Annotated in this window: 15 protein-coding genes; 6 read left to right on the forward strand and 9 right to left on the reverse strand. The window is 64.5% G+C overall.

The window, feature by feature from the left end; translation table 11 throughout:
* Positions 1-38 precede the first annotated feature (38 nt).
* Together CXY77_RS13250 and CXY77_RS13255 are read left to right on the forward strand one after the other, a co-directional pair.
* A complete protein-coding gene (locus CXY77_RS13250) occupies positions 39-608 on the forward strand; it encodes an HhH-GPD-type base excision DNA repair protein (RefSeq protein WP_104089302.1) in 570 nt (189 codons plus the stop codon).
* Between the two features lie 2 nt (positions 609-610).
* On the forward strand, positions 611-1,330 hold the full coding sequence (locus tag CXY77_RS13255) for a DUF2461 domain-containing protein (protein ID WP_104089301.1): 720 nt from the start codon (positions 611-613) through the stop codon (positions 1,328-1,330).
* 39 nt (positions 1,331-1,369) lie between these two features.
* Here the strand turns inward: CXY77_RS13255 and CXY77_RS13260 are convergent, their stop codons facing one another.
* The 5 genes from CXY77_RS13260 to CXY77_RS13280 form a co-directional block, all read right to left on the reverse strand.
* Positions 1,370-2,167, reverse strand: a complete 798-nt coding sequence (locus CXY77_RS13260) for a hypothetical protein (RefSeq protein ID WP_104130305.1) — start codon at positions 2,165-2,167, stop codon at positions 1,370-1,372.
* A gap of 98 nt (positions 2,168-2,265) precedes the next feature.
* Positions 2,266-4,599 (reverse strand): hydantoinase B/oxoprolinase family protein, encoded by a 2,334-nt coding sequence (locus CXY77_RS13265; RefSeq protein ID WP_104130215.1) that lies wholly within the window; start codon positions 4,597-4,599, stop codon positions 2,266-2,268.
* 52 nt (positions 4,600-4,651) lie between these two features.
* A complete protein-coding gene (locus CXY77_RS13270) occupies positions 4,652-6,778 on the reverse strand; it encodes a hydantoinase/oxoprolinase family protein (protein WP_104130216.1) in 2,127 nt (708 codons plus the stop codon).
* Between the two features lie 2 nt (positions 6,779-6,780).
* Positions 6,781-7,236, reverse strand: coding sequence for an acetone carboxylase subunit gamma (locus CXY77_RS13275; protein WP_092340716.1), 456 nt, complete (start codon positions 7,234-7,236; stop codon positions 6,781-6,783).
* Between the two features lie 41 nt (positions 7,237-7,277).
* On the reverse strand, positions 7,278-9,134 hold the full coding sequence (locus tag CXY77_RS13280) for a hydantoinase/oxoprolinase family protein (RefSeq protein ID WP_104130217.1): 1,857 nt from the start codon (positions 9,132-9,134) through the stop codon (positions 7,278-7,280).
* A 168-nt stretch (positions 9,135-9,302) separates the two neighbouring features.
* Between CXY77_RS13280 and CXY77_RS13285 the strand changes: the two genes are divergently transcribed.
* The gene (locus tag CXY77_RS13285) at positions 9,303-11,159 is read left to right on the forward strand and encodes a sigma-54-dependent Fis family transcriptional regulator (RefSeq protein ID WP_104130218.1); all 1,857 of its coding nucleotides are present in this window, start codon (positions 9,303-9,305) and stop codon (positions 11,157-11,159) included.
* Here the strand turns inward: CXY77_RS13285 and CXY77_RS13290 are convergent.
* Complete coding sequence (locus tag CXY77_RS13290; RefSeq protein ID WP_104130306.1) at positions 11,146-12,423, reverse strand: MFS transporter; 1,278 nt, start codon at positions 12,421-12,423, stop codon at positions 11,146-11,148. The genes CXY77_RS13285 and CXY77_RS13290 overlap by 14 nt on opposite strands.
* 204 nt (positions 12,424-12,627) lie before the next feature.
* Here CXY77_RS13290 and CXY77_RS13295 point away from each other — a divergent pair, with 204 nt between their 5' ends.
* On the forward strand, positions 12,628-14,292 hold the full coding sequence (locus CXY77_RS13295) for an ABC-F family ATP-binding cassette domain-containing protein (RefSeq protein WP_104130219.1): 1,665 nt from the start codon (positions 12,628-12,630) through the stop codon (positions 14,290-14,292).
* An 18-nt stretch (positions 14,293-14,310) separates the two neighbouring features.
* Here CXY77_RS13295 and CXY77_RS13300 read toward each other — a convergent pair whose 3' ends face one another.
* Together CXY77_RS13300 and CXY77_RS13305 are read right to left on the reverse strand one after the other, a co-directional pair.
* Complete coding sequence (locus CXY77_RS13300) at positions 14,311-15,252, reverse strand: Brp/Blh family beta-carotene 15,15'-dioxygenase (RefSeq protein ID WP_104130220.1); 942 nt, start codon at positions 15,250-15,252, stop codon at positions 14,311-14,313.
* Positions 15,249-16,430, reverse strand: coding sequence for a lycopene cyclase family protein (locus CXY77_RS13305; protein WP_158252836.1), 1,182 nt, complete (start codon positions 16,428-16,430; stop codon positions 15,249-15,251). Before CXY77_RS13305 ends, CXY77_RS13300 begins: the two co-directional genes overlap by 4 nt.
* 237 nt (positions 16,431-16,667) lie before the next feature.
* Here CXY77_RS13305 and CXY77_RS13310 point away from each other — a divergent pair, with 237 nt between their 5' ends.
* Positions 16,668-17,510 carry a bacteriorhodopsin-like gene (locus CXY77_RS13310; protein WP_092340722.1) on the forward strand — a complete coding sequence of 281 codons (843 nt, stop codon included), beginning with the start codon at positions 16,668-16,670 and terminating at the stop codon, positions 17,508-17,510.
* Between the two features lie 100 nt (positions 17,511-17,610).
* Here CXY77_RS13310 and CXY77_RS13315 read toward each other — a convergent pair whose 3' ends face one another.
* Complete coding sequence (locus tag CXY77_RS13315; RefSeq protein WP_092340723.1) at positions 17,611-17,970, reverse strand: LysR family transcriptional regulator; 360 nt, start codon at positions 17,968-17,970, stop codon at positions 17,611-17,613.
* Positions 17,971-18,144: 174 nt separating this feature from the next.
* Here CXY77_RS13315 and CXY77_RS13320 point away from each other — a divergent pair, with 174 nt between their 5' ends.
* Positions 18,145-18,747: an LON peptidase substrate-binding domain-containing protein gene (locus CXY77_RS13320; RefSeq protein ID WP_104130222.1), complete on the forward strand. Its 603-nt coding sequence runs from the start codon at positions 18,145-18,147 to the stop codon at positions 18,745-18,747.
* The last annotated feature ends 1 nt before the right edge of the window (position 18,748 follow it).

An 18,748-nucleotide genomic window follows, 5' to 3' on the forward strand; every position in this document is an offset into this window, starting at 1 on the left:
GGTTTAGCGGTTCAGTGGCGCAGTGGCAGACTGGGCGAATGACGACACTGCACCTCACCGGCGATGCCGCAGCAGACACCTTGCTCAGCGAGAACCCGTTCGCCCTGCTTGTGGGCATGCTCCTCGACCAGCAGATTGCCATGGAGACTGCCTTCGCTGGCCCGGCTAAGATTCACGACCGCATTGGCGCACTCGACCCGGCCACGATCGTGGCCTACGACGCCGAGGCCTTTGTGGAGGTGTTCCGCCAGTCACCGGCCGTGCACCGTTTTCCGGGCTCGATGGCCAAACGCGTGCAGGAGGTCGCCGCGGTCATCGTCCGCGACTGGAACGGCGACACGGCGTCGATCTGGACCGCTGACGACCCGGCCGGCCCGGAGATCCTGCGCCGGCTCAAGGCGCTGCCCGGGTTCGGCGAGCAAAAGGCGAAGATCTTTCTCGCGCTTCTCGGCAAGCGGCTCGGGGTCGACGCGGACGGCTGGCGCGAGGCATCCGCTCCCTATGGGGAAGAAGGGTCGTTCCGATCGGTGGCCGACATCGTCGACCCCGAATCACTCACTCGCGTGCGCGAGACCAAGCGGGCCGCCAAAGCGGCGGCGAAGGCGTAGCGGTGGGTGCGCACTTCAGCGCGGCGACCTTCGATTTTCTTGACGAACTCGAGCACCGCAACGAACGCGAGTGGTTTCAGGAACACAAAGCGATCTACGAGGTCGAGGTGAAAGAGCGGATGCTCGCGGTCATCGAGTCCCTCAACCGGGCGATGGGCGACTTCGCCGGTGACTATATTCGCCCGCCGAACAAGGCCATGTTGCGCATCTATCGCGATGTGCGTTTTTCCCACGACAAGACGCCGTACAAGACGCATCTGGCTGCCTCCTGGCCACGGCAGGGGTTGGAGAAAGCCGGAGGGGCTGGACTCTTTCTACAGGTCGGGGTGCACGGCGTGCTGGTGGCAGGAGGCGCCTACAGCCCACAGCCGCCGCAGTTGCGGGCTATTCGCGACTATGTGCTCGAGCATCACCTGAAGCTGCGTTCTCTGCTCGCCGCGCCCGCGCTCGCCCGCCTTGCCGAGCCGTTCGGCGGCAACAAGCTCACCCGCCCGCCGCGAGGCTTTCCGATCGACCATCCAGCGGGTGACCTGCTGCTCAATCGCAGCTGGGCGGTGTTTTCACACTTGCCCGGTGACAAGGCCCTCGATGACAATTTTACCGACCTCGTCATCGAACGCTTTCGAGCAATCCAGCCGGTCGTTGACTTTCTGAACATTCCGCTGGCCACGGCCACCCCGCTCGAGCAGGAAGCTGCCGTGGGTCGGCGTCGCTCCGCCTGACCGCGACCGACCGAACGGATGCCCGCAAGCCAGCGCCGGCTAGACCAGCGCCGTGATGCGACTCAGCACTCGCTCCGGAACGGCGTGCTGCGGCACTTCGCCCACCAGAAAATCGCCGTCCGGCAGCGTGCCGGAGTCGCTCGACCAGAAATCCGCACCGATCACCGCGCCGCGGAGCGCGCTGCCGTGCAACTCGACCCGATCCTCATGGCGCAGGGCGAGCGCCCACCGGTAGTGATCGGTGACGTTGGCGATCGGAGAATAGGTCGACAGCGGCACCGGCTCGAGAGCGGGGCCGCGATCATCCAGCAGCACCGCCATCAACGGCAGGGCGGCGAATCCGCGCAGCCAGTCGGCGACATACATCGACGCGTTTTCGGCACTGTCGGCGTCGAGCCCTGACACGTCCGCCGACCCGGAAAACGGATGCGTGCGCGCCAGCCACTGCATCGGTGACGGAATCTGCAGCACGACCGGCACCCGCTGGGTTTGGCTGAAGATGGTGGCCAGTTCGATGACGAACGCCGTCGTCGCGGCATCAGTGAGTAGGGTGCGCAGGGCATAGCCAGTGCGGGACTTGGCGCTCATTGCCGCCTGCAGGGTAGGGTCGCCGGCGACGCGTTGCGCGTAGAACCGGTCGAGGCTAAGCAGCGCGAGGTCGGACTCCAGTACGCCCTGAACCTGGCCGAAGAAGTGAGCGTAGGCCATCGGCTCCTGCCACGGCACGGGCTTGCCCTGCAAAAAAACGGATTGAGCGTAGTCATGGCTGTCGAGTACGACCGCCCGGCGGCGGCCCGACGTCGGCTCGGCCAGAAGCTCAGTCAGCGAAAGTGACAAGGTGTCTCCCATCAATCAATCAAACAAACAAAACGTTCGACCCGCGGCTGCGGGGCCGTAAGGAGACGGCCCCGCAGCCGCGGGTCAGCAGGTGGATATTAGGACTTGTGCGCGACGACTTCGCCGTACTTCTTCTCAAGTTCCCGCACGCGGGCTTCGAGCTTGCCGATCTTGAGAACCCGACGGTCCGGAATCATGATCAGCGGGAGTTCGGCGAGCTTGCCCTTGACCCGTTCCGGCTCCGCTCCACCCCAGTGGGTGGCAATCAGATTTTCGTCGTCGTCCTGGCCCCAGGAACCGAAGTAGTGCAGCTCGGCCGGCGGTTCTTCCTGCACGAACTTCTGCACGAACTCCTTGTAGGGAGTGCCGCGCGAAATACGATCGCGCCGCATCTGTGCCCGCAACTCGGCCGTCTGGTGCTCGTGCACGACGTAGGTGCCGGGCTCCCAGACCACGCCGTACATGGTCGACGCCGTGTGGGCGCTGATGCGGTCGAGTTCCAGGTCGGTCACCACGAGCTCAGGGTCGCGCTCGAGCACGTCGCCGTAGCCGCCGCCCGCTCCCTGGGCGATCATGTAGAGCTCGCCCTCCTTCGCCACGTCGAACTGCAACCCCATGTGCGAGGACTGGTAGTCGCCGCCCTCAAACGGCTGCTCGTTCATCACTCGTTCCATCGAGAGGTTGAACTGCGTCGGGTCCTTTTTGATGATGTCGTAGATGTTGACATTTTTCACCATCGCGAGGGGATACACGGGGCAACCGTAGCCACCGAACATGCCGGGCACGGAGGAGAACTTTGATCCGCTCGTGACGGTCATGAAACCCCAGCTGGGTGTGCCGCGCGAGGCGACCATCATTTCGTAACCCATGCCGCCGCGAAACTTGCCGAAGCCCTGATTGTCACGAACGAGACGCTTACTGACCAGCTGGAGAAAGGGGACTTCCTCTTCCATCACTTCCTGCTCGCCGATGTCGGCCATCGCGCAGAACAGCGGGGCAACAGCATCCTCGCCATCACGGAACGCTTTCGCTCCGCCGCCCATGCCGTTCAGGTCGGCGCAGAGGTTGCCGACCTGTTCGCCGTTTTGGGTGGTGCCGCCCCAGAGAAAGTCGTTGATCTGGTTGAACCAGGGCGCGACGACGTTGGAGTATTTCTGCGGTGCCGAGAACTGCATTTTGGCAAACGCACTCTGCAGCGCGGAGAAGCCGCGGAAGGAGGCTTGCAGCGACTGGCCTACGGGGGCGTCGTAACCGGCATCCGCCCAGCTGTGCTCTTCGGTGATGACTTCAATCGGGCTCATGGCACCGGTGGAGCGTGGCAGGTCGGGCCACCAGTACGACAGAATCGCCTGCACCATGAACGCCTTGGTTGAGGCGAGTGGCGAGTTGATGGCACGGTTGAGAATTTCGGGGCCGGTACCGGTGAGGTCCACGATCATACGCTCGCCCTTGATGGTGATCTTGCAGGCGAACTTGATCAAAATGTTTTCTTTCAGCGTTGAATCGACGAACTGGTTGAAAGTAACCGTGCCGTCGGGTAGTTCGGCGATGCGGCGACGCACCTCGGTTTCCACGTCTTCCACGGTGACGCGCAGAGAGGCAACGAATGTCTCCTGCCCGACCTCGTCGATGAGGCGGTCGACGGTGTCCATGATGCGGCGCACGGCGCCCATTTTCACCTTGATGTCGGCGAGCATGAGTTTCGGGTCGCGGGTCGAGTGCTGCAGAAAAGTCAGCAAGTCGCGCCGCAGGCGGCCCTTTTCCACGATCTTGATCGGCGAGGCCCGCAAGCCGTCATCGAACGGTGTCTCAGAGCCGCTGGGCATACCGCCCGGCTCGCAGGCGCCGTTTTCACCCTCGTGAATGGTCGCGCCAACCCAGGCGATGATGATGCCGCCGCGAATGACCGGTACGAGCATCGATTGATCGGTGTTGTGCACCATGCCGAAGCGGGAGTCGTTGTGGAAGAAACCGTCACCCTCGTTGATGCCGACGGTGGGCTCATCCTTCCAGTTCTTCATGATGTAGCGGATGGGGTGGTGCAGCACCGAGGAGAATGCGATCACACCACGGTTGGAGAGGTAGGTGACGTCACCCTCGGCGGTGTAGACCGCGCAGGACAGGTCCGCCCATTTGGCGCCGGGAGCGGCGCCCATGCTCTCGCACATTTCGAACGCTTCGTCGAGGGCGCCGGCCAGGCGCTTACGGATGCGGTCGATCTCGAGCGGGTCGATGCCTTTAGCGATGCACTCCTCCTCGTAGGCGGTGCGCGGCATGATCTCGTGGTGGCGCATGATCGCCGGGTCTGGTCCGAGAAAGAGGGTGGTCTCGTCCATGAATTTATCGACCCACTGCTGTTCCTGATCGGTCAATAGCTGGGCTGCGTCGTCGTTTCCGCTGGCGGGCACGAACTCGTCGGTTGTCAGTGTCATGGTGCTCAAGCTCCTTTGCTTATGCGAGGTGTTACGGGGATGGAAGACACGGTCAGTCGCTCAGCAGCCATACCGCTCCCTGCACGGTCGGCTCCAGGCGCCAGCCCGGTTCCACCAGATAGGTGGTGTTCTCGGTCGTGACGATCGCCGGACCGTGAATCACGTATTCGTGGTGGAGCGCCTCGGCATCGTAAACGGGGGTGTCGACCGGGCCGGCAATGCTGGTGAAGTGCACCGATCGGTGCGAGACCGGCGCCGGCTTGGACTTCTCGCCGCCGATCTTGATCGACTCGAATTGAATGACCTCGCCCTCGATGAACGACGCGACCCGAATCGTCTGTACGCGGATGCCTGCCTCCGGTGCCTGGGTCCCCTCGCCATAACGCTCGCCAAAGATCTCGGAGAACGTCTTGATCAGGTGCAGCACATCGGCGACCCCGTTGACCCGGTTGATGTCGAACGCTACGGCCGTTGTGACGAGTTGGTTGCCGTATCGCATGTCCATTTCGAGCCGGTAGCGCACGTCGGCGCGATCGTAGCCCTGGCGCACGAGGTCTTCGGCGCCCTTGGCCTCAAGCTCCTCGATGTACCCGTTGAGCGCGTCGTACTGGTTGTACAGGCTGCGCTTAATGGCTTCGTAGAGCACGACGTAGGCGCTGCGCTCGTGAATGTGCAGCGGTCGCATGTTGCCAGCCCCGAGCGCCGAAAACACCGACGCGAAGGGCGGAAACAGGATGCGGCTGATACCGGCGCTCGCCGCGATACCGCAGGCGTGCAGCGGGCCGTTGCCGCCATAAGCCAGCATCGTGTAGTCCTCGATGAGGCCGCCGCGCGAGCGCAGCTCTTTCTCGATACCGATCGCCATCTGCTCGTCGACGGTCTTTTTGATCACCTTGGCCACCTCGACGGCGTCGAGGTCGAGCTCGTCGCTGAGCGTCTCGTCGATCACATAGATCGATCGCTTCTTGTTGAGCTTGATGTGCCCGTTGGCGTAGTTGTCGGGGTCGAGGTAGCCGAGCACTAGGTCGGCATCGGTGACCGTTGGACGCAAACCGCCACGGTCGTAGCAGGCCGGTCCGGGGTCGCTTCCGGCCGATTCGGGCCCGATCTGGATCGCGTGGTGAATGCGGTTGTAGGCGGCGATCGAGCCGCCACCAGCACCGAGGGTGTTGAGGTGGATCATTGGCGCCGAGACCATCCAGCGTCCGATGGTGGGCTGGAAGTCGTAGTGCCGCACTCCGCCCTCGGGTACCAGTCCGATGTCGAATGAGGTACCACCCATATCCATCGACACGACGTCGCCGAGCCCGGTCGATTCGGACAGGTGCTGGGCCGCGCCGACGCCGGCGATCGGTCCGGAGTGAATCGTCTGCAGGGCATCCGTTGAATTGGGCTGCGCCATGCCGCCCGAATTGTGGATGACGAGCATCGGCTTCTCATAACCGGAGTCACGCAGGTTGTTGGAGAGTTGGTTGAGCGCGTGAAACATGGTCTGGTGCAGAAAGGCATCGACAACGGTGGCCATGGCCCGCACGTATTCGCCCTTACGGCCAGATACCTGGCTGCTCAGCAGCACGGGAATCGACCCAAGCTCGTGCGTGGGGTACTCGTCAAGGATGATCTCCAGAATGCGATCCTCGTGTACCGAGTTCTCGGTGGCGTTGGTCAGCGCAATGACGATGGCTTCGGCACCGTTGTCGACGAGTTCGCGTACTTGGGTGCGCACGTCGTCGTACATCAGCGGCACGAGCACCTCACCGACCGAGTCGATGCGTTCTTTCACAGAGCGGATGAGCCGGCGCGGCACGAGCGGGTCCGGCCGCTGGGCATCGGGCATATCGCCCTGCTTGACCCCGTCGAGTCCCTCGCCGTAGCCGCGGCCGCGGGAGAGTGGGATGGTGTCTTCGAAGCCGTGGGTGACGATGGCCGCGACCCGTGGCCCCTTGCCCTCGATCAGGGCGTTGGTGCCGAGGGTAGTGGCGTAACGCACCGAGTCGACCTCTTTGAGCGCGGTCTCGCGGCTGATGCCGGCCCGATCGCAGGCCCGGTCGAGGGCTTCGTTGAAGCCGAGAGCGAGGTTGTGGTGGGTGGTCAGCGCCTTCGACTCGATGTAGACGTCATCCCAGACGAAGAAACAGTCGCTGAAGGTGCCGCCGATGTCCACGGATATGCGTTTCACGGTCAGCGCCCTTCGGTGCGGTGGGAGTGGGAGTGTGCGGACACGGAATCGAACCGGGCGCTGAGGTCGGTCTCAGCGTTTTCGCCCGGACCATAGTTGACGATCTCTTCGGGGTTACCACCGTGGGCCTCCCACTTTTCACGCAGCGAATCGATGTCCCAGAGCATGTCGACGGTCGGCGGGTGCCCTGGCGGCAGGTATTCCGCTTCGATCTGCGTGCCGCAGGTGGGGCAGTAAAACTCCAGAATGCGGCAGAAGGTGGGGTCGGGCGAGAAAGTGAACTCGTACTTTTCCGGGTCAATTACCGGGGGATGAATTTCCCGGGGGTCCCGGTCGTAGACGAGGGTGCCTTCCTTGTAGTTGCCGCGGGCGTCGCCGAAGTCGTGGGCGCACACGCGGCAGATCCACCGCTCCGTGTCGAGGTCGATGAGCAGGTATTCGGTCATGGGAACGCGCATTGTGTTTGTACCTTCCTTGGGAAACACGAGTGGGTTGAGGGTCAGAGCGTGTCGGCGAGTTGCAGATCGCCGGCGGTGGAGACCGTGAGAGTCCAGCCGAGCGGCACGCGCGCGGTGAAGAACGGTCCCTCGACAATGGCCGGTCCGGCCGCCGTGGCACCGGGCTTCTGGTCGTCGAGTTGGTAGACGGCAACGCTGTCGATCTGAGTGGAAGTCGAGCGCACCTGCCGGGCTCCGGCGGCGACGGCGGCGCTCGCCGCAGCGGGCACCCCGCTGGCGATCGTCGGGTGCGGCAGCCGGAAGGTGGCCTTGAGCGTCAGGATCTCTTCTTCATCTTCGACGATCGTCGACCAGTCGAGTTCGCACTCACTCAAATCGTGCCCCTCCTGGAACATGTCCTTTCCGGCATCCGCTTGCATTGACGTGCGCACCGCAGCGACCTCGGCAGCGGAGAAACCCGTCACGCTGGTTTCGTAGGACTGCGCGACGTCGGAAAAGCTGATGCCGTAGGCGGAGAACACCGCGGCGAGCCTCGGCACAAGCACCCGGTGCGCCCCGGCAATGCGTGCGGCGCTGCAGGCGTTCATCGGTCCGCCACCGCCGAACGCGGCGACGGTCGTCTCGCCGGTTGGGCTGACCAAGTCGGCGAAGGACCGGGCCAGATGGCTGGAGTAGCTGGCCTCCATGCGAATCAGCGCTTCCTCGAGACTGATTCCGAGCGGATCGGCAACGGTCTTCGCGATGACCGCCCGCGATCGTGCGGCGTCGAGGGCCATCTCACCATTTAGGTAGGTGGCCGGGTCGAGCACGCCGAGTAACAGGTTGACGTCGGTGATCGTGGCCGACGTTCCGCCGAAACCGAAGCAGGCCGGTCCGGGCGCGGCGCCGACACTCTCCGGTCCGACGGTGATCTCGCCGTCGTGCACGGCGATGATCGAGCTGCCGCCGACGCCGGTTGAACGCACATCGCTCATCTCATACGAGATGTCGACTCCCTGGATCGATCCGCGCCGGTCGACGGCGATAGTGGAATTGGCGACGGCGCCGACATCCGTTGTGGTGCCGCCGACGTCGATCATGAGCACGTTGTCGAGCCCGTAGGCCTCGGCGAGGGCGCGCGTGCCCTCGAGTCCGCCGCGTGGTCCGGAGGAATAGGTCTTGAGGGCGACCGACTTGGCCACGCGGGAGGAGGCACCGTCGTTGCGGTAGATCAGCAGCGGGTTCTTTACCTTGTAGGCGCGCAGCCGGTGTTCGGCGCTGTACAGAAAACGCTCGACCGTCGGGTGCAGGAAGGAGTTGAGAATGCCCGACCAGACCTGGCGCTGGCGGGAGGTGTCCGAAGCAAACTCACGCGAGAACAGAATCGGCACCGAACCGAGCAGGTGTCGGGGAAAATTCTTGAGCATGGTGCGCTTGAACAGGTGCTCGCGCTCGGCGCTCAAGCTGGCGACGACGAGCCGCTCAGCGCCGGCAGTGGTCAGCCGGTTGATCTCGGCGACGAATTGCTGGGCGAGGTCCTCCGGAGCGCCTTCGGCGGCGATAATACCGACGCGGGCGCCGATCAGATCCAGAAACAGCCCCGCCGTGTCAACCGACGTGCCGAGCGCGCCCGGCAGAGAAGGATCGTCGGTGATCAGCCCGATCATCGGGCCCTTGCGCTGCACGAGCGCATTGGTGCCCTGTGTCGACGAATAGCGGATGTGCTGGGTCGAGTGCAGCAGTTCGGCCAGGTTTGCGTCGCCGAACAGCTGAGCGGATGCCTTGGTCATCGCGTCGAACAGACACTGCGACAGGTCGACCGGGGTGGTGAGGGTCTTGGTGAACGTGAAATCCGTGCCGCTGGCGACGACAATGTCGGTGAGGGTTCCACCGTTGTCGATGTTGATCAATCGTTCCATGAGCGCTCCTTTGCGATGCAGTTGTGAGTGACCGATGCTCCCTGGGGAGTCACTCCAGCAAGAATGACCCCGCAGTCACAACGTGGCGTGTCCCACATTGGGACACCGCACCGCTAGCGCTCGTGGGGTTGCAGAGGGCATGCTTGCAGAGTCCACAAGGGAGTAGATATGCATAGAGTCGCCGATCGGCGAATCAAGATTGCCGCTGCTCGCGCCAATTTTCTGCGCTTCGGCCATGCCGAAACCCAATCGGTTCCCGGCCCGGTGGCAGCTTCCTGGCAGCGATCCGTCTCGGCCGGCGTTGATGCTGCCTCGTCGCACGCGGTGTTTCACAGCGACCTCGATCTCACCGGTCGGCTCATGCGCTGCTCGGCCCCGGTCATTGCGCGACTGAGTGAGGAGATGGCAGAGATGCCGCTGTCGATCGTGCTGACAGACTACAGAGCGAGAATTCTGAGTCGTTCCGAAACCGACAAGACCATCGGAACTCTGCTCGACGAGGTGTCGCTTGCGCCGGGTTTCAACTACGCCGAGGCCAGCGTGGGCACGAACGGCATCGGCACCGTGCTCGAGTCGGGTCAGTCGTTGTACATAGTGGGACCTGAACATTTTCTGGAGCACCTGCAGCCGTTCGCGTGCGCCGGCAGCCCCATTCGGGACCCGCTCACCGGCCGCGTCGAGGGGGTGCTTGACATCAGCTGTCTGAGCGAAGATTCCAGTCCGCTCATGCATTCCCTGGTACGGTCCGCCGCGCGTGAGATCGAGCGCAACCTGCTCGTCGACCGCAGCCAACGGCAGCAGGCACTGTTCGAGGCATATGTGCGAGTCGATGCCCGCACCCGCGGAGCCGTCATGGCGATCGGTGGAACCGTGGTGATGGGCAACGCCGTAGCGCAGAGCCTATTCTCTCCCGACGAACAGTGGACCATTCACGAGCACGCCCGGTACTTGATGATCGCCCCGGGGCAGCCGGTCGACGAGATCGAACTCTCATCGGGCAAGGTCGTGCAGATTCGGGGCAAGCGCGTCGTGGTGGGACCTGACGTTGCCGGCGTCGTCGTCGTCGTCGACATCCTGTCCGAGCCGGCGCCGGTACCCGCATCCAGGCTCACGCTGCCGCCGCTGCGTGAGCAGCGGGTGACCGAACCGGCGCCTGGCGGCGTTGCCGCGTCATCGGCGATCCTCCGCGATGTATCTTCCTTGCTCGGCAAGCGCGCCTCGAGCAGCATAGTTACTGCGATCACCGCTGGCGCCGCGCTGCTTGTTCTGGGTGAAGCTGGCGGCGGCAAGGTATCGCTGCTCGCCGAAGTCTACGGCCAGATCGTTCCGCTGGGCCGTAAAGTCGTGTTCCGCGCTGACGAGCTCAACGAGCGCGGCCTGCACTCGATCATGGACACCGACCTGGCCACTGGCGACGCCCGGCCGACGCTGTACATCTTTCGCAATTTCGACCGCTTGAGCGAGACGGTCGCTGCGGAACTGGACGCATTTCTGGTCATTCGGGAGGCGACGGCCGCCTCGGGCGGCATCGCCGCTACGGTGTCCCAGCCAGACCTGCAGGCAGATCTGGCTGCTGCCCGCCCCTACACGACCCTGCTGCACCATTTTGAGACTTCCGTCACGGTCGCGCCGCTTCGGCATCGCATCGAAGACCTGCCCGACATTGTCACCCGGGTGCTCGCGCGGCGGGCCGGACTTCGCCCCGCCACCGTGAGCGCGGGCGCGATGCGGGTGATCTCCCGCTATCCCTGGCCGGGCAACATTCGTCAGCTCGAAGAGGCGCTCGACACCGCCCTGCGCACACGCCCGGTAGGTGCCATCCAGGCCGAAGACCTGCCCGCCTACTGCCACGGCGGCGCACCCCGGCTGTTGTCGGCGCTCGAAGCGGGGGAGCGCGACCTGATCGTCGGCGCTCTGCACAAAGCCGACGGCAACCGGATGCGCGCCGCCGAGTCACTGGGAATCGCCCGGTCGTCCCTCTACCGCAAGCTCAAAAGCTTCGGCATCAGGGTCACCGACTCGTAGTCGCGGCTGGCCGCATCCGCTTGATCGACCAGACCACCACGACGGCGACGAGCGCCATCGCGCAGAGGCCGAGAGCGGAATACCCGGCCAGCGCCAAGATTGGACCGGCGATCGCGCCGCCGAGCGCGCCGGCCGCGTTCATGGACAGGTCGGAGAATCCCTGCAGCGAGGAGCGATCCTCAATGTCGACGGCCTCCGACACGAGCGCCGAACCCGCCACAACGGATGCCGACCAGCCCAGTCCCAGAAAGATGAGGCTTACGGTCATGGTGCTCTGCGATCCGTCGCTGAGCCAGGCCACGGTGAGGGCGACGAGCAGCAATAGTTGCCCACCGAGAATGACCGGCAGGCGACCGAGCCGGTCGGAGAGGGCGCCGAACACGGGGGAGAAGGCATACATTCCGGCCACGTGCAGGCTGATGGTCAGCCCCACGATCGTGAGGGTGGCGCCGTGGTCACGCAGGTGCACCGGCGCCATCGACATCAGGGCCACCATCGTGGCGTGACTGAGGGCAATGACCAGCACCGCATAGCGGGCCGCCGCGTTGCTCCGCAGAATAGCCAGGCCGCCACTGGCCCGGCGGATTCCCGCACTCGTCGTGCGCGCTGCCAGCGCCGTCAGCAGGGGGTCGGGTCGCAGGCCGAGAGCGTAGACGAAGGCGGCGGCGACCGTGGCCGCGAGGGAAAACGCGAACGCGCCCGTCATGGCCGGAAGACCGAGGGCGGCGCCGAGCGCTTCGCCCGGTCCGAACAGGTTGGGGCCGAGCACGGCACCGATCGTCGTCGACCAGACCACGACGGAGAGATCCCGCGCGCGAAAGCGCGAGGTGGCCAGGTCGGTGGCGGCGAAGCGGGCCTGCAGGTTGGTGGCCGAGCCGGCGCCGAGCAGCATCAGAGCCAGCAGGAGCAGCGGAAAGATGTCGACGGACACCGAGAGGATGGCGAGTATCGCGCCGGTTCCCGCAATGAGCGAACCCGTTGCGAGCGATACACGGCGCCCGCGCGCTTGCGCCAGGCGGGCCAGTGGTACGGCCACGATGGCCGCGCCGAGGGTGCTCATGGTGGCGGCCATGCCCGACCAGGCGCTCGATCCCGACAACTGCGCGGCGAGGAGCGCGCCGAGCGACAGCGTTGCTCCCATTCCGATGCCCCCGAGAATCTGGCCCGTGATGAGTAGCCGCACCACGCGCTTCTGCAGGGCGGTGTGCCCCACTGGAACCGGTAGCGGTGCCGTCGATTCGGCGGGCGTCGTGTCCTGTGTCATCGTCTGCTCCCCCTGGTACGGCATCGGAAGGCCCGCGTTGCCGTGCACCTGAGGTTCACTCTATCGAGCAGCCCGCGTAGCCCGGTTTGCATCATCGTAGTATACCCCATTGGGTATAAGCGATTCCGGTCAGTGAGCAGCGCACCTGCCGCTAGCCTCGCGCATTTGGCAATGGGAACCTGCGGTCAATGAGACTATGGAGCAATGACCGGAACACTCGTGGCCAAGGGCCTGGCCGGCGGCTACGCGCACCGCACCCTCTTTGAATCGCTCGACCTCACCGTCGCCCCCGGCGACGTCATCGGCGTGGTCGGTGCTAACGGGGCCGGCAAGTCCACGCTGCTGAACCTGCTGGCGGGGCTCGGCGAGCCGCAGGCCGGCACCATCACGCTCAGCCCAGCGGATGCCTTCGTCGGCGCGCTCCCGCAGGAACACGAACGTGTGCTCGGCGAAACGATCGCCGGCTACATCGCCCGGCGCACCGGCTGCGCCGAAGCGACGCTTGAGCTGGATGCCGCAGCATCCGCTCTCGGAGACGGGCAGCCGCGCGCTGACGGAATCGACCCGGCCGACACCTATTCGACCGCGCTCGGGCGCTGGCTGGCCAGCGGCGCCGCCGACCTCGACGAGCGGCTGCCCATCATGCTCGCCGACCTCGGTCTCGCCCTCGGCGAGAATCTCAGCGCAGGCAGCCTGATGACCGCGCTTTCTGGCGGACAGGCCGCGCGCGTCGGGCTCGCGGCCCTTCTGCTCTCCCGTTTCGATATCGTGCTGCTCGACGAGCCCACCAACGACCTCGATCTTGACGGACTCGAACGCCTCGAAGCCTTCGTCACTGGCCTTCGCGGCGGCGTCGTGCTGGTCAGCCATGACCGCGAATTTCTCGCCCGCTGCGTCACACGGGTGCTCGAACTCGACCTCGCGCAGGGCGCGAACAGGGTGTTCGGCGGCGGCTACGACTCCTACCTCGAGGAACGCGAAACGGCCAGGCGGCACAACCGGGAGAACTACGACGAGTTCGCCGCCAAGAAGGCCGACCTCGTCGGACGAGCCAGAACCCAGCGCGAGTGGTCGAGCCAGGGCGTGCGCAACGCCATCAAAAAGGCGCCGGACAACGACAAAATCCGGCGCAAAGCCTCCGTCGAGTCGAGCGAGAAGCAGGCGCAGAAGGTGCGCCAGATGGAAAGTCGCATCGCGCGCCTCGACGAGGTCGAGGAACCCCGCAAGGAGTGGCAGCTCGAGTTCACCATCGGTTCAGCCCCGCGCTCGAGCGCGGTCGTGGCTACCCTGAACAACGCCGAGTTTCGGCAGGGCGACTTCGTGCTCGGCCCCGTCTCCTTGCAGGTCAACGGCGGCGAACGCATCGGCATCACTGGTCCCAACGGCGCCGGCAAATCCACCCTGCTGCGCGCCCTGCTCGGCCGTCAACAAGCGGATGCCGGCAGCGCTCTCATCGGTGCCAGCGTTGCGATCGGCGAAATTGACCAGGCCCGGGCGCTTCTGGTCGGGGCACGGCCGCTCGCCGCGAGCTTTGAAGTTCTCGTGCCCGAGCTCTCGCCCGCGGAGGTGCGCACCCTGCTGGCCAAGTTCGGCCTGAAAGCCGACCATGTGAACCGCCCGGTCGACGACCTGTCGCCGGGGGAGCGCACGCGGGCCGGACTGGCGCTGCTGCAGGCACGTGGTGTGAACCTGCTCGTGCTCGACGAACCAACCAACCACCTCGACCTCGCGGCGATTGAGCAACTGGAACAGGCGCTCGAGCGCTATGAAGGCACGCTGCTGCTGGTCACCCACGACCGGCGCATGCTGGCCAACGTGCGCACCGACCGGCACTGGAATGTCGACGCGGGCCGGGTTCTCGAAGTCTGACGGTCACGTCCTGACAGGTCACCGGGGCAGGGCCATCAACTTCTTTTGGTGCCGTTTTTCGTGGGTAACCACGATCATGTGCGGTACTGTGAGGCCGGCCAGGCCGATGAACAGCACCTGCAGAATCTGCTCCGGCATATCGCCGCTGGGGCCGATGACGAACAGCAAAGCAGCGACCGCGAGGATTGGCACCACGGTGTACACCACCACGATCAGGGTGGGTAGTCGCCCGCCGCCACGTTCCTCGGCAAACCCCGCCCTCAAATGCCGAAAGCTGTGCAGAGCACAGAAATACACCAAAAAGAACACCAGCGGTTCGCAGGCCAATGCGAGCACCGATGCCAGCACGATTTCCACGCTCTCATGCGGCCGATGCCGCACTGCGGCGACGGCCGCCACCAGCAGCCCGGCCAGAGCGAGCGGTGCCAGCCCTGCCTGCACGCCCGACACCATCGCGCCGCCAGCACCGGCAAGTACCACGTAGGCAGCGCCCACTTGATCCGGATGTGAGAAGGCCGGTACGCTCAGCAGCCCGAATCCGGCGAGAAAGCGTAGCCACACGCCACGATCAGCGTTCCAATCAGACCCGAAATGCAGCGCCGACACGATCAGGAATGCAACCAAGCTCAGCACCGGGGCGACCAGCCAGAGCAGCACGACACCGACCACAATCACGATGTATACCGTGTTGAACGCGGCAAAACCCAGCGGGGTTCGCCAGAGCCCGGCGCGACGCGCGATCAGTGGATCGAGGGCACCGTGCGGCAGACCCAGCACGGTGACGAGCACGCCGAGAAGTACGACCTGAAGCATAGGTGAGGGCATCGGCAGGCCGAACGCGAGCAGGACCAGCGTGGTCAGTGCCAGACCGGAGAACACCATCGTTTCGATGGGGACGTGGCGGAGCCGGGCCGTTGCGCGGGCGGTACCGACTCGGGGCGCGGCGACCTGCTCCATCATTGCGTCTCGCCCGAGCCCGTGGTCGCAGTGGGCGTGGCGACCGGTATGGCCTGTGCAGCCGATGCAGAGGTGAAGACTGTGGGTGCGGCCACCTGGGCGATGAACGGGCTCCAGGGCAGGCTTAATATGATTTTGGCATAGTCAGTGGCCCGGGCGCCGTCGCTGAGGAAACGCACCAGGGTTGCCGGCGACACACCGCGAGCCAGAGCGAGAAAATACTCTGCAGTGCGTTCCGGGTGCGCGCGAACGGCCTGGAGAAAGATGCGGTCGAAGGTTCGTCGTAGCCATGGTTCTTCGGGATGCCCCACCGCTTTCTGCCCCGCCAGGAGACGATCCGTGCACATTTGCGCCCACCGTTGAATACGCAAGAATCCATAGCCTGAGGCGGCTCGCAAAGCGCCGCCCGCATTGCCGGCAAGCACCACCCCGGGTATCTCCGGCACGGTCTGGCGGCCCAGTCCCATGGCCAGCACCCCACCCTCGGTGCGCACCCGACGAACGTCATTTAGACCCAAGCCCGATAAAACGTGGTCCAACTCACCGGCCAGAAGTTCCCGTTTGATCGGCGCTGTGCCGAAGCGGGTCCACTCCACGATGGCCCGGTTCGGACCCAATGGCAGCGCGTACACGAAGCTCAGGCCTTGCTCGTCGGTGGCAAGCGACCCCATCAACGTCACCTCGGTCGGGTCGAACGGATGCTGCCCGCCACACTCGAATTCAACGCCCACAAAACTTTGGTACAGCATCGCCGCAGCGGGCCGTGGTCGCGTATCGATCACCTGACGGGCCAGCAGCGTGCCGGCGCTGGTTTCGACCCGCACACCGTCCGGCACCGCACTTACCATTTCGGCGCGCACGCCGAGACGCAGGTCTACACGCGGCGACTGAGCGATGTCGGCCTGCGCGCTGGAATAGAAGTCGATGCCACGAATGTACTGGTAGAACAATTCCGGAACCTGGTGCCGAACCGCGCTACCTGCGGCATCAGAAAAGCTCCACGTCGTCCAGCGATGTGAAACCAGGTGCGAGAGTTCGTGTTGTTCTGGCTGCCAAAAGCACCAGCTGCGGTCATCCTGGTACGCGGTGCGCGGTTCGACGACGACCACGCGCGGGCCGGATGGCGCGCGCGCCAGCCGGGCCGCCAAGCTGAGCCCCGCCAGTCCCGCACCGAGCACCACAACGTCAGCGTCTTCGACAGAGTTCATTTGTGCTCTATTTCTCTTAACCACATGCTGAGGTGGGGTGAAACTGTTGCACGATCGAGTCGGCTGCGACAGCTGAAGAAATCTACGGATGAATAGCTACTACCTATGGACGAGGATTTGGAGTAGGTTTCCTAATATACCTAGCTAGGTTACCTAATTAGGTGCTTTATCTCCCTTACAATCAGCGATTCTCGAGCATCAGAGGCCATTTTGATACCTGATTCACTAACCCAACTGCAGTACGACACCATCTACAACATCTTCTCCCTCGTGATTGCCTCGCAGCTTTTCACGTCCATCTTTCTGGTTATCAGCCTGCCGCGCGTATTGCCGCGATACCGTCAGGCGCTGACTGTCGCGGCGATCGTTTGTGGTATCGCGGCATATCACTACTTCCGCATCTTCAATTCCTTCACCGAAGCATTCGTGACCGAGGCTGTCGGCGGCCGCGGTGATTATGTTCAGGTCGCGGGAGCGTCATTCAACGAGGGATACCGCTACGTCGACTGGCTGCTGACGGTTCCCTTGCTTCTTCTTGAACTCGTGGCCGTTCTGGCCCTGGCCCGCAAGGTGCAGAGCAGCCTGCTCACGCGACTCATTCCTGCTGCTGCCCTCATGATCGCTCTCGGCTACCCCGGCGAAATGGCGTCGGACAACCTCACCCGCGGCATCTTCGGTCTGCTCTCCTCGCTTCCCTTCGCGTATATCCTCTACGTGCTCTTCGTTGAACTGACCAAGTCGCTCGACCGCCAACCCGCCACTGTGCGCAAGACCATCAGCTTGCTGCGACTGCTCTTGCTGGCAACGTGGGGCGTCTACCCGATTGCCTACCTGCTGCCCGGACTTGGTATCGACGGGTCAGACGCATGGGTCGGCCTCCAGATCGGATACTCCGTAGCAGATATCCTGGCCAAGTGCCTGTACGGCCTGATCATCTTCCGGATCGCGCGGATGAAGTCCTTCTCAGATGACCAAGCCTTTGCCGAGGTCGAACTGACTCTGGAGGAGGCGACGAGCCTCAAGCAGCCTATCGTTCAGAATCGGCGGAAATAGTCGACGAAACCGTCGACGTGAACGGGACTTGCCCGACCGGTAATCGGTCCTGCGGGTCCCGTTTTGGCCGCCACGTGCATCGCCAAACAATCGTCGCGGATCAGCGCGACTGGCGCTTCTTGCCGAGCTTCGGCTGGCCCTTCACCGCGGGGGCGCGGCCCTTGCCCTTGTTGGCCTTGGCCTTACCGCCGCCACCTGAACCGCCTGAACGGCGCGAACCGCCGGAACCGCCGGCGGCCTGGGTCAACTCGAGGCGTGCGTCGTCCAGGAAGGCAACCCCGATCTCAGTGAGGGTCGTGCTCTCGGCGGCACGATCGAACAATGCATAGCCGAGTTCGGCCTCGACCTGCTTCACCGAGGCGCTGAGGGTGTCGCGGGAGATGCCGAGTGTCTGCGCGGCGCGGGCGAAATCGGGCGCCTCAGCGGCCGCCACGAAATGTGCCAGCAGGGTGATGTCCACGTGAAGCCTCTCGTCGGTTGCGCGGGTTGCGCGCAGCCCTTCTAGGCTACGCGCCGAAACCGGCCGAACCCACCGCTGCACGTACGGAGGTCCCACCACTGCACCCAGCAAATCTTCACCGCGAACAGGTGCCGGGGGCTAGGCGCGGCGCCGTCAACGTGGTTCGCTGGGAGCATGACGACCCTGCCGATGTTCCCCCTGGGATCCGTGCTGTTTCCTTATATGCCGTTGCAACTGCGGGTGTTCGAGGAACGCTACCTCGTCATGCTCGCGCGCGTGCTCGATTCCCCGCCGGCTGAGTTCGGCATCGTGCTGATCGAACGAGGCCAAGAGGTCGGCGGCGGCGAACGCCGGTTCAGCATCGGTACCGTAGCCCGGGTCACCCAGCTGGAGGCGCCAGAGGGCTATCTCGGCCTGGTCGTGCAGGGCGAGCGCAGGATCGAGGTGACCGAGTGGATGCCGGAGAACCCGCATCCGCTTGCCACCGTGCGTGAGCTGCCCGACCTGGAATGGGACGATGCCTTGTTGCCGCGGCGGGAACAGGCGGAGCAACTCGTGCGCCGAACCCTTTCGCTGGCGAGCGAATTCGCCGACCAGGAGTGGTCGCCCGAGGTGGAGCTCTCGCACGATCCGACCGCGGCCGCCTGGCAGCTCGCCGCGATCGCCCCGGTGGGACCGCTCGACCAGATCGCTCTGCTGCGCTCCGACAGGATGGCCAGCCTGCTCGACAACATCATCGAGCTGACCGAGGCCGCGGCCGAATCCCTGGCCTGGTGAC

The organism is Cryobacterium sp. N21 (genome assembly GCF_002929575.1).
In the GTDB taxonomy this organism is placed as follows: Bacteria; Actinomycetota; Actinomycetes; order Actinomycetales; family Microbacteriaceae; genus Cryobacterium; species Cryobacterium flavum.